General features: G+C 45.5%; 10 protein-coding genes. 3 read left to right on the forward strand and 7 right to left on the reverse strand.

Annotation, left to right across the window (positions count from 1 at the left end):
* The first annotated feature begins 127 nt into the window (after window positions 1-127).
* The 3 genes from H6A28_RS11320 to H6A28_RS11330 are packed head-to-tail and all read left to right on the forward strand — an operon-like array spanning window position 128 to window position 5,258.
* Window positions 128-4,114, forward strand: a complete 3,987-nt coding sequence (locus H6A28_RS11320; protein WP_204480369.1) for a hybrid sensor histidine kinase/response regulator transcription factor — start codon at window positions 128-130, stop codon at window positions 4,112-4,114.
* 13 nt (window positions 4,115-4,127) lie between these two features.
* A complete protein-coding gene (locus tag H6A28_RS11325; RefSeq protein ID WP_204476489.1) occupies window positions 4,128-4,670 on the forward strand; it encodes a chromate transporter in 543 nt (180 codons plus the stop codon).
* Window positions 4,671-4,688: 18 nt separating this feature from the next.
* The gene (locus H6A28_RS11330; RefSeq protein WP_204476488.1) at window positions 4,689-5,258 is read left to right on the forward strand and encodes a chromate transporter; all 570 of its coding nucleotides are present in this window, start codon (window positions 4,689-4,691) and stop codon (window positions 5,256-5,258) included.
* 3 nt (window positions 5,259-5,261) lie between these two features.
* Here the strand turns inward: H6A28_RS11330 and H6A28_RS11335 are convergent, their stop codons facing one another.
* The 7 genes from H6A28_RS11335 to H6A28_RS11365 all read right to left on the reverse strand — a co-directional run bounded on the left by H6A28_RS11335 (window position 5,262) and on the right by H6A28_RS11365 (window position 11,827).
* Complete coding sequence (locus tag H6A28_RS11335) at window positions 5,262-5,801, reverse strand: IbrB-like domain-containing protein (protein WP_430622442.1); 540 nt, start codon at window positions 5,799-5,801, stop codon at window positions 5,262-5,264.
* A complete protein-coding gene (locus tag H6A28_RS11340; protein ID WP_204476486.1) occupies window positions 5,798-7,090 on the reverse strand; it encodes a DUF3440 domain-containing protein in 1,293 nt (430 codons plus the stop codon). Before H6A28_RS11340 ends, H6A28_RS11335 begins: the two co-directional genes overlap by 4 nt.
* Window positions 7,062-7,484: a hypothetical protein gene (locus H6A28_RS11345; protein WP_204476485.1), complete on the reverse strand. Its 423-nt coding sequence runs from the start codon at window positions 7,482-7,484 to the stop codon at window positions 7,062-7,064. Before H6A28_RS11345 ends, H6A28_RS11340 begins: the two co-directional genes overlap by 29 nt.
* Before the next feature lie 65 nt (window positions 7,485-7,549).
* Entirely contained in the window at window positions 7,550-8,563 is a 1,014-nt protein-coding gene (locus tag H6A28_RS11350; RefSeq protein WP_204480371.1) for an ABC transporter ATP-binding protein, read from the reverse strand.
* A complete protein-coding gene (locus H6A28_RS11355) occupies window positions 8,563-9,603 on the reverse strand; it encodes an iron ABC transporter permease (protein WP_204476483.1) in 1,041 nt (346 codons plus the stop codon). The genes H6A28_RS11350 and H6A28_RS11355 overlap by 1 nt, the downstream gene beginning before the upstream one ends.
* Entirely contained in the window at window positions 9,600-10,736 is a 1,137-nt protein-coding gene (locus H6A28_RS11360; protein WP_204480382.1) for an ABC transporter substrate-binding protein, read from the reverse strand. Before H6A28_RS11360 ends, H6A28_RS11355 begins: the two co-directional genes overlap by 4 nt.
* A gap of 5 nt (window positions 10,737-10,741) precedes the next feature.
* Window positions 10,742-11,827, reverse strand: a complete 1,086-nt coding sequence (locus H6A28_RS11365) for a YncE family protein (RefSeq protein WP_204480383.1) — start codon at window positions 11,825-11,827, stop codon at window positions 10,742-10,744.
* Window positions 11,828-11,841: the final 14 nt, after the last annotated feature.

Here is an 11,841-nt window from a genome sequence, read left to right on the forward strand (position 1 = left end):
AATATAACCCAAGGCATGGCTTTAAAAGCCATGCCTTTTTATTTTCCCCAACGACGAAACCCTCCACATTATTTTGATAAGAAATTGTTTTTTACGAAATTTGTCCCTCATACCCAACGAAAACATTATGCACAAATTTCTATATATCGTCTGCCTGCTGTTGTCTGTCACATTCACACAGATGAAAGCACAGATATTCCAATACATTGGTATAGACGACGGACTGAGCAGTCGCCGGGTGCTTTCTCTCCAACAAGGGGAACACGACTACATATGGATTCTCACCCACAAGGGCATCGACCGCTACAACGGAAAACAATTCACCCACTATCCTCTTATCAAGAATGGAACAACCATCAGTTGTTTCCCCAACCTGAACACCCTTAAAACAGACAAGGACCAGCAATTGTGGGAAATCGGAAAAGACGGTCTGGTCTTCAGTCTGGACGAAGCACAAGATTCTTTCCAGCTGATGTTCGACCTTCATCAGCAATTTCCTGAAACACAAAACATCCCGGTAACATGTACTTACATGGATGAAGAAAAAAATATCTGGTTCTGCACCGAAAAGAGTCTGTATGTCTACAACGGTACTAACCGGAAAAGCCATAAAATCGGCCAAAAGATTCCAGGAAAAGTGACGTGCATGATACAGGCTCACGGAAACAAATATTTTATTGCCAACGAAGAGCATCTGTATTCTGCTACCTTTCATAATGGATTGCTGGAAAACATCCAGAAGGTAAATATTCCCCCCATCCATATCATTGACTACATTTACTATCACAAACCGACAAAAAAGCTCATTATCAATGCCTTGCTCGACAAGTTATTCATCTATACTCCCACCACTGGAGAACTGACTGACTTAGGAAATCATCTGAAAGACATCGGGGTAAACACCATTATACCCAACCGGGAAAATTCGGAAGAGGTATTCATTGCCACTGACGGAGACGGTGTCTACAAACTCAATATTCCCCAGAAGCGTCTCTCTCATTTCCTTCAGGAGGACAATGAGAGTCTGAACAAGATGAACGGCAACATTATCAAGGATATCTACATGGACCGTACCAACCGGATATGGAACGTGCTTTATCCCATCGGCATTACCATCTACTCAGAAAGATATCCCCAATACCAATGGTATAAGCATGCCCCCAACAATCCCAATACCTTGTCCAACGACTGTGTAAACGGAATCATGGAAGACTCAGACGGCGATATCTGGTATGCTACCTGCAACGGAGTGAGTTGCTTCAACTCCCGTGAAAAAAGATGGAAAAATTATTGCACGTCAGATGAACTCCCCAACTATGAGAATCATATCTTTCTGTCACTCTGTGAAGTAAAGCCGGGAATCATACTGGCCGGAGGCTATATGTCTGGTATTTTCCTTATAGAAAAGAAAACGGGCAAAGCTACCTTCCATCAACAAGGAGAATCCCCCATCAGAGAAACGCCCGACAAATATATCCGTGGAATCATCGTAGACAAACAGGGGGTGGTATGGAGTGGAGGTTTCTACAGCCTGAAAGGATTCAATCCTCGCACCGCTGAAAAACAGGAATACAATTCTCCCTATCCCATTACATTCCTACAGGAGAAAGACGAAAACTCTTTATGGGTAGGAAGCATCCATGGATTATATGTGTTCGACAAGAAACAGAAACGGCTCCTGCCTTATCAAGGAAAGGAAGAAATTGGCTGTGTGAATGCCATATACCATACCTCCGACTTGCGAAAAACGTATGTGGGCACTTACGGAAATGGCCTGTTTATCATTGACAACCAAACAAAAGAAATCACCCATTGTGTGGCCAACAACAGTGGATTGCTGACCAATAACATTTACAGCATTGTACCCGACAAAAACGAAAATCTGTTTTTAGGGACAGAAAACGGCTTATCTTTCTATAAGCCTAAAGACCACACGTTTACCAACTGGACCCGGGAACAAGGACTCTTAGCCTCCAACTTCAATTCTACCGCCGGCCTTCACACACGCGACGGCCGTCTTATCTTCGGGAGCAATGAAGGGGTAATCATCTTACCGGACAGTCTGGAACTGCCCTCCAGCTTCTCCAGCCACATGGTGTTCTCCAACCTGAACATCATGTACCATCCTGTACACCCCATGGAACCCCACTCACCGCTGAAGAAGATTTTGGATGAAACCAACTTCATCCAGCTGGAATACGACCAGAACACATTTTCGATGGAAGTGTCGTCCATCAACTTTGACAATCCTTCAAGCATCCTGTACAGCTGGAAACTGGAAGGATTCTATGACGAGTGGACGCCTCCTACCCACAATGGCACCATTCGTTATACCAATCTCTCACCGGGGAACTATACCTTGAAAGTACGTTCCATCCTGCTCGACAACCAACAGGTACTGGAAGAAAGAGAAATCGGTATTTTAGTAGAACGTCCTTTCTGGCTGACGTTCTGGGCCTTCATGCTCTATGCTTTGCTGATTGCCGGGGCAGCGTATGCCTTCCTCCGATACCAAATTATCAAACGTGAGCGGAAAACCTCGGAAGAGAAAATCAATTTCTTTACACATGCCGCACACGACATCCGTACTCCCTTGACCATGATCAAAGGCCCATTGGGCGAAGTCATGGAAAAAGAGAAACTGAGTGAAAACGGCAAAAAGAACCTCCAGCTGGCCATGGAAAGCACGGAAAACCTGGCGGAACTGGCCGACAACCTGATTAATTTCCAGAAAGAGGAACTCTATTCCTCACAGACCATTGTCACCGAACATGAACTGAACCATTACCTGAGCAACTACTTGCATCAGTTTGAAAGTTTTGCCCAACAAAAAAACATCCAACTTTCGTACGAGAGTACTTTTGACCACCTTTCGGCCTGGATTGACGTAAGCAAAATGGACTCCATTCTGCGCAACCTACTGTCGAATGCCCTCAAATACACCCCGTCGGGAGGAAAGGTTTCCATGAAAGCAGATGCCAACAAAAACAACTGGATGCTGACCATCTCGGATACAGGAATTGGCATGAACAAGGAAGAGCAGAAAAAACTTTTCAAGTACTTGTTCCGAGGACATAATGCGGCCAATCAGACCAATACCGGATGTGGCATCGGCATGCTGCTGACTTACCGCCTGATTGAAAACCACGAAGGAAAAATTACTTTTCAAAGTACGGAAAACGTGGGAACCAGCTTCCAGTTAACTTTCCCTATACGGAGCAAAAACTATCAGTACAAGGACACAGACCAAAAAGTGGAGACCAATACCGCCCCTGTCGCCTCTCTTCAGGTAACTAACCAGGTGACTTCTTCACAAGACACACCGCCGACTACACAAACGGATGAGAAGAAACCATTGATACTGGTCGTGGAAGACAATGCCTCCTTGCGCGCCTTCATCCAGCAAAGCCTGTCGGATACATATCAGACAGAAGGAGTGGAAAACGGAAAAGAGGCCATCGACTTTGTGCAAACGAAACAGCCCGACCTGATTCTGTCGGACATCATGATGCCCGTCATGGATGGAAGAGAAATGTGTCAACGGTTGAAAGGAAACATGGAAACCAGTCACATCCCTATCATCCTGCTCACCGCTTTAGGCGACAAGGAACATATTCTGGAAGGACTGGAAATCAAGGCCGACCAGTATCTGGTGAAACCCTTTGACGTACATATCCTGAAGGCGACCATCCACACCCTGATTGAAAACCGGAAAATGATTCGCAACCGTTTCCGGTCGGCAGTTACCGCATTGCCGGAGGAGAGCGAAACCCACATCGAGCTGCCTACCAGCCTGGATGATGAATTCATTCAGAAAGTAACCGAACTGGTTAAAGAGGGACTGGGTAAGAACTTCAATGTAGACACATTATGCGCCTCCGTCAACATGAGCCGCACCAGTTTCTACAACAAAATCAAAGCCCTGACCGGTATTGCCCCGGCAGAATTCATCCGGAATATCCGCATGCAGGAAGCAGCCCTGATGCTGAAAAGCCAGCGTTATACCGTAGCAGAAGTATCTGACAAAATGGGGTTTGCTGATCCGAAATACTTTACGGACACCTTCAAGAAATTTTACGGTGTACCGCCCAGCACTTACATGAAGAAAAATTAAAAAGACAAATGATATGAATTTTTATTTAAGATCGTTCCTAATTTTTTTCCGTATCGGTGTCTTCACCATCGGTGGAGGCTATGCCATGGTTCCACTGATTGAGGCCGACCTGGTAGACAAACGGAAATGGATTGGCAAAGAAGACTTTCTGGATCTGATGGCCTTGGCCCAAACCGTTCCTGGTATCTTTGCCGTCAACATAGCCATATTCATCGGCTATAAGCTCAAAGGGTTCTGGGGAGCTTTCTGGATGGCATTGGGCACCATCCTTCCCTCGTTTCTCATCATCCTGGCCATTGCCCTTTTCTTCCGGCAATTCCAGCATGTAGAAGCAGTGGAACACGTTTTCAAGGGAATCCGTCCTGCTGTAGTGGCCCTGATTGCCGCCCCTACCTTCAAAATGGCCAAGTCAGCTCGTATCAATCGGTATAACATTTGGATTCCAGTAGTTTCTGCACTGCTGATATGGCTTTTGGGGTTCTCACCCATCTATGTCATTATTCTCAGCGGACTGGGGGGCTATCTCTACGGACGCTATCAGAAGAAATATAACTAACGTATAAAAACCAACACTATGGCACTATTATTACTGAAACTATTCTATACATTCTTCAAGATAGGCTTATTCGGATTCGGTGGCGGTTATGCCATGATTTCCATGATTCAGGGAGAAGTAGTGACACGCTACGGCTGGCTCAGCACTTCTGACTTCACCGACATTATTGCCATCAGTCAGATGACCCCCGGCCCTATCGGAATCAACTCCGCCACTTATGTAGGCTATACGGCCATGGTCAATGCGGGTTACTCACACTACATAGGCATTTTAGGGTCGACCGTGGCCACTCTTTCCGTTGTGTTGCCCTCCTTTATTCTCATGGTTTTTATCAGCCGCTTTTTTCTGAAATATCAGCGACACCCAGCTGTGGAAGCCGTATTCAAAGGACTTCGTCCGGGAGTAGTGGGTTTGCTGGCCGCTGCCGCACTGGTACTGATGAACGGAGAGAACTTCGGAACGGATACTTACCAAATCGTAATCAGTATCCTGCTCTTTATAGCCGCCTTCATCGCTTCACACCGCTACAAGATGAATCCGATTCTCCTGATTATCTGTAGTGGCGTATTAGGATATTTTCTATACTAAGGTTCAATCCTCCCCGTCCCTCGGCTCCATAGTCTGAGGAGCTGGGATGGAAAAATCACGGTCGGCAAACAGAGAAGCCAATCCGGAAATCTGTTTCAGGCGGAGAAGTTCATCCTTATCCATTCCAATGTTCTTCATAATCCAGTTATCTGACATACCGGCTTTTGTCAGTTCTGCGACGATATGCGTCATCAGTCCAATGTCATGAGAACCTCTTGCCCGGTTATGGCGAATGGTAGAACCCATCCGGTGCGACAAGTCCTTATCGATGACCACTACCGGCAACATTCCTTTTTCCCGCTCATAAATCCGTTTGGATGTTTTCAGCACCTGATAACGGTGAAAGCCGTCCACAATAATATATTTATCATTCTCCTTGTCATAATAACAGACACAAGGCATGGTAAATCCATCCTCCCAAATGGATAATTCCAACAATTTCATCTCGGGAGGTGCTACCACGTTCGGATTATAATCATTGGCATATACTTTCTCAACCGGTACTGCTTTCACATTGTACACCGGACTTTTTGTTTCTTTCAATTCCATATCTTCTTATATTGTTGTAAAATATAATCTTTCATTTTCTTTTCTTCCTTGCTCACCGCAAATCCCATGTATTTGCAGGCATAGTCATTACGCAGAATACACAGACACATGCGTTTATAAGTGGGAATTTCCCGAAACTCCGGAATATCAATGTCGTCAAGGTATTCCATCATGACCGGATGTTTCGTCGTTTTATAATTGCTCTTGTTCCGGACTGTTATCGGAATATTCATCGCTTCCAGCTTAGCGATGGTTTCATCGCTCAGACAGCCTCCTTTCGTTCTCCAGAACTTGATGCTGGTTTGCAATTTACTCAGATAACCTCTTTTAGTCTCTTCCGGAAGCGTAGAAAGCAGAAATTCCATAAACGACTTCCATGTATGCCCTTCCGGTAACTTAATGCCTCCATACCCCATCGCGCGTGTTCCTCCATAAAGTGCAGAAAAATTGACTCCATTCACACGTCCAACCATCTTTCCCCACGTGTCAGGCTCAATGACCTTATATAAATGCAGGCTTTCAATCGCTTCACCGATAAACGGACTGGCTACCCGCTGTCGTTCCAGATTCACCCCCGCATAATAATAAAGGTCATACAAACGGTTGTAATCCCATCCAAACTTACCATTCGCCGTCCACACATCTGTAGTTTTCCAATCATAAATGGGATAAAGGTTATACACATCATTGGCAATCTTAGAACTCCAAATAAATTTATGATAAAGCTGCTGCTTCAATCCTCCATAAATTGTTCGCCAACGATTATAACTTTCCTGCGTACGAATCCCTACCAAACAGGCTGTACGCACAGCATGTTTCTTTTCATGCAGCCAAGCTGCAAAACGCAGCTGGAACTCATAATCCCACATATTGTCATGAAAGAAAGAAAAATCACTGGCCTTCATGACTCCCTTCGGCATATCGCGCACCCAAAGCTCCCGATATTTTTCATCCCATGGACGCCAGTAATGTTGATACATGGAAGTGCAGGTCCTCACCTTGAAAGGTACACAGATACGATATACTTCAAGTATATCTTTATTTTTCGCTAAAATCCGGTTGACAAACTCAATCGTATGGGTATACTGCACCTCATAATCCATAAAAAACACCCCTAATTTTCGATCCAGCTTATTTCGGCGAATGTAGTCAATGCATAAATTGAGCAGCACTCCGCTGTCTTTCCCTCCGGAAAAAGAGACATACACATTATCAAATTCCTTAAACAGAACCGACAAACGTTCCTGCGTCAGTTCATACACGTTCTTTTCCGTTTTTTCCATCCTTTCTTTTTAGTTTAAGGTAAGTACTCCAAATACGTTCCACTTCAAACCCCTGCTCAAAGAAATACAACTCATGGCCTTTTTGCACCACAGCTTCCAACGTCTTATCTACATCCTTAAATTCATCGACCACGGCTTCCAACAAACTCACAAAAGTATCTTCTTCATTGTTTGCCACATAATAGTTATTAATGACCCATGTTTTTTTCCGTATCTCCACCGGAAAAAATCCCACCACTTTTTTCTGTACGAAAGCCACAAACCATACAAATGACTCACTGGTCTTAAACGGATAGTTATGATTGTATTTGATGACTTCCGGATTCATCACCAAAGGCGCAACACATTTGTATAACTCCGGCGATGTGCCAGCCATTTTGATTGTATTCACCATAATTTTTCTGCTATCGATACAAGCAAAAATAAGGAATTTCTTTCAAAAAACTTGATTTCAAGCAATTATATATTTTCCAATAAATGCTGAAAGGACGTATAACAGACAGTCTGTCCATTGACTTCTGTATAAAAAAGCAGATTGGAAGAACGAACTTCCAGCAACGGTAGTTTCTGATTTAGAGCTGAAGCATCCAAACAAAAATAATGATGACGGTTCAAGGCATTCTGTGTCCAATGACGCAAGATTTCATTCTCCGCTTTCAACACAATGAATTTTTCACCAGACACTTCCGGCGAAAAGCCCCCATGCATCAAATCAAACTTGATATGAGGGCGTTCACGGAACAACGTATCCATCCGATTGCCTAATATCAGGTCTTCCGTCACTCCACATTCCAATCCTCCTTGCGAAGAAAGCAGCCAGAGACGGTCGGCCAGTACCAATGCCTGTTCTATATCATGCGTGGACAAAAGAATGGCCCTGTTTTCTTCCACTGCCAGCCGATGCAGCAGATTCATGATTTCAATCCGACTCACCACATCCAAAAAAGCCGTCGGCTCATCCAAAAGAATCAAGGGACACTCCTGTACCAGCGCCTTGGCAATCATCACTTTCTGCCGTTCCCCATCTGAAAGCTCCGCCATGTAACAACGCGCCTTATGTGCAATCTCCACTGCCTGCAACGCATGTTCCACCAGTTGCTTGTCCTCTTTATTCAAACGTCCGAAAAAGCCTGTATAGGGTTGACGCCCCAATGCCACCAGCTCATACACCGTCAATCCTCCTGCCTGCGTACGGTCGGTCAGCACCACTCCGATGGTTCTCGATAATTCCCGTTCGGAATAAGTCGACAAGTCACGTCTCAACAAATACAAATTCCCTGATAAAGGAGGCTGTGCGGCTGCCAATGTACGGAGCAAGGTAGATTTTCCGGCTCCATTGGCCCCTAACAGGCACGTCAGTTCCCCTCGGAAAAGTTGAAAGTTCAATCCGGTATGCACTTCCGTCCGTTTCTTTCCTACCCGATACCCAAGGGTCAAGTTCTTCCCTTCTACCACTATTTCCGATTGCCTCATCAGTTAAAATATTGAATTCGACGTTGGTTAATGATGACATAAATAATGACCGGAGCTCCGAGAATCGGTGTCACCGCATTCAGAGGTATCACTCCCGACTCCCCCGGAAGCACACAAATCAAATTGCACAGCAAGGCCAAAGCCCCTCCGGAAAGCAAGGTGACCGGCATCAAGGAGTTATGATTGGAAGTACCCAGCATCAGACGGGCCAAGTGAGGAACAGCCAGACCGATAAAAGCGACCGGGCCACAGAAAGAAGTGGTCACGGCCGTCAGCAGTCCCGTAGCCAGCAGCAAGTAATTGCGTACCCGACGGATATTGATGCCCAAATTCTCCGCATAACGCGGCCCCAGGAGCAAAGCGTTCAACGGTTTGATTAACAGAACAGCCACTACCAGCCCCGCCAAAGTCAGCAAGGAAAAAGCCGGAAGCTGTTCCAAGGAAACGCCCCCGAAATTTCCCATTCCCCACACCATGTACGATTGCACGCCCTCTGCCGTCGCAAAGAAATTCAACAGCGAAATCAATGAGGAAGCGATATACCCAATCATGATACCGGCAATGAGCAACATGACATTACTTTTGATTAAAGACGACAGAAAAAGAATCAGGGCCAACACAGCCACAGCCCCTAAGAAAGCCCCCAGAATGACTGAGAAGAAACCGGACAATGTAAACACACCCGTTGCAATGGTACCTCCTCCGGCCAGCATCACCAGAGCCACTCCCAGACTGGCACCTGAACTGATTCCCAAAATGGAAGAATCGGCCAACGGATTGCTGAACACCGTCTGCAACATCAGTCCGGAAGCCGAAAGGGCCGCCCCGCAGAGCAAGGCAGTCACACACTGCGGAAAACGCGACTCCCAGACAATGTAGGTCCAGCTGGCTTTTGCCGCCTCTTCGCCTCCCAAAATGCGCACCACTTCCCGTGCCGGTATATCCACCGAACCGAGAAACAGATTGGCCGCCACCAGAAGTAAAATCAGGAAGCCCAGGCCGACAAACACCACCTCATTCTTTTTGCCTGTGAAAATCATTCTGCTAATTTACTAAAATATTTCGGTTCATATCCCTCCAGCAATTCCGGATGGAAGATTTTTACCATATCTTTCAGCAAAATCTCCGGATGGAACGGCGATTCCTCATAGAAAGGTATCCGATTCGTGTTGCATCCATAAATCTGACGCGTACGAAAAGCCTTGAAACGGGCATACAACGCATAGTCTTTCTGTAACTCGCGGTAAGTCTTGTCATTCGGCTGGTTGTACTTTATCAGCCAGAAATCGGCATTCTCTCCTTTGTCGAACACCGTTTCAAACGCCATCGGCACCGAACCGCTGTTCGGCAATTCGGCAAAGACATAATTTGCCCCGGCATCGGCATACAGCCGTCCCGTCGTACTCTTCCCTCCGGCAATGTACCAGGCGGAACCATATTTCAGGTCGCTCAGGACCGTAGGATGAGAAACCGCCTTGGCAGCCAACGCCTTCACCGACAGATATTCTTTCTCAATCTGGGCAAAGAGTACTTCACCTTTCTGTTCCTGTCCCACCAGCAAACCGTAGAAACGCAACCATTCGGCCCGTCCCAACGGAGAGGTTTCCATATAGTCCGCACATTCTATCACAGGCACGCCTAACTTACCTACCCTTCCGTAACCGCCACTGTTTTCAAACGGAGAAAGCATAATGGCATCCGGATGCAAGTCGATGATTTTCTCGATGTCCGGGCTCATACCGTTTCCACAGTCCACCACCGTACCTTTCTGATAGCCTTCCTGTACCTCCGGCATTTTAAAATACTCTAAGTTGCAGACACCCTTGATGCTCTCTGCACAGCCCAGCTCTTTCAGCACACTTCCATGCACTACTGAATAGACCACAGCACGTTCCAAAGGCACACGCACCACAGTGCCTTCCGGCAGATTCTCCGGCACCGGCCGGGTCTTATCGGTCAACAGATAAGTGTGCAGGATTTTCAACGTATCCCACGGGTTACGTACAACCACCAGCGTATAATCCGGAAACTTCACCACCGACAAGTTGGTGGCATACTTCATTTTCAGCGTATCCCCTCCCTCTTGAACGGAAGAAGTCTTGCTTCTTCCGCCACAGGCAGAGAGAAGCAAGACCATGATTACTATATGGGCAGATAGTAAAATTTGTTTCATAACATTTATTCAGCTAAGAAACGGATATTGGTAGTCGCATTTCCTGTCTCAAACTTTTTCTTGAATTGTCCGTCTTTAGAATACACATATACATCATTCAAAGAACCATAAGGCTGGCTGATGATATATACATCTTCCGAAACCGGATCTACCGCAATTCCTCCCGGAGAGGGAACATCATTGATATCAATAAACTCTTTTTGTTCCTTCGTCTTCACATTATATACAAAACAAGAGTTTCTTTCAGGCAGGTAATATTCTGCATACAACACGTAAATGTTATCTCCCTTCTTTGCGGCATACGTGGCATTGCATACATCCTCTACCTCATTGGTCTGTACATTGATTCTTTGAAGAGTCTGGTAAATCCATTTATCTTCAGGCAAATTCGGACCTCCTGCATAATTACCATTAGACACCACATATACATATCCGTCTTTCCCGTCAAAACAAACAGTATAAGGATTTAATTTCACGGTTATATCCGAAGTCTTCGTCCATGATTTTACATCGACCACAGCTACCTTATCTCCTGAACCATATCCTGAAATATTCACATACAGTTTCCCATCCACACAGGTCAAAGCTTCCGGATATGCTCCCACTTCCACACTTCCAGTAATCTCCTGTGATAAGGTATCTAATTTAGAGACCGTCCCGTCATAGGCAGAAAAGAACACACAACCTTCCGCAGCGGTTGCATAACGTGGTTGAATAGGCTGATTTTCCCCATTATTCAACGGAATACTTTTGATCAATTTCCCTTGTAAGTCTAAAATCTCAATTTTAGAAGAAGTGCTTCCTATGGCATACATTTTCGACCCATACACACACAAATCCTGCACATCGCCAAAGCCCTTTCCATTCTGTGCCTGATACAAATCACTACTTACCGTCTGGCTTGCCATATCAAACCATTGGATTGAACCGTCATTAGCACCCCAGTTTCCTGTATTTACAATATAAGCCCCATAAGTAGTTGTAGGTTCCGGATCAGTGGTTGGAGTAGGAATATCCTCATTATCACATGCGGTCAGACCGCCCACCAAAGGAATTGCCATGAAGGCCAGATAAAGCCAATTCTTTTTCATTCGTTCTCGTTTTT

The sequence above is a fragment of the Bacteroides mediterraneensis genome (assembly GCF_016900355.1).
GTDB lineage: Bacteria > Bacteroidota > Bacteroidia > Bacteroidales > Bacteroidaceae > Phocaeicola.

Coding starts and splice junctions, on each gene's coding strand:
- H6A28_RS11320 (WP_204480369.1), top strand. CDS start 128: ATGCACAAATTTCTATATATCGTCTGCCTGCTGTTGTCTGTCACATTC.
- H6A28_RS11325 (WP_204476489.1), top strand. CDS start 4,128: ATGAATTTTTATTTAAGATCGTTCCTAATTTTTTTCCGTATCGGTGTC.
- H6A28_RS11330 (WP_204476488.1), top strand. CDS start 4,689: ATGGCACTATTATTACTGAAACTATTCTATACATTCTTCAAGATAGGC.
- H6A28_RS11340 (WP_204476486.1), bottom strand. CDS start 7,090: ATGGAAAAAACGGAAAAGAACGTGTATGAACTGACGCAGGAACGTTTG.
- H6A28_RS11345 (WP_204476485.1), bottom strand. CDS start 7,484: ATGGTGAATACAATCAAAATGGCTGGCACATCGCCGGAGTTATACAAA.
- H6A28_RS11350 (WP_204480371.1), bottom strand. CDS start 8,563: ATGAGGCAATCGGAAATAGTGGTAGAAGGGAAGAACTTGACCCTTGGG.
- H6A28_RS11355 (WP_204476483.1), bottom strand. CDS start 9,603: ATGATTTTCACAGGCAAAAAGAATGAGGTGGTGTTTGTCGGCCTGGGC.
- H6A28_RS11360 (WP_204480382.1), bottom strand. CDS start 10,736: ATGAAACAAATTTTACTATCTGCCCATATAGTAATCATGGTCTTGCTT.
- H6A28_RS11365 (WP_204480383.1), bottom strand. CDS start 11,827: ATGAAAAAGAATTGGCTTTATCTGGCCTTCATGGCAATTCCTTTGGTG.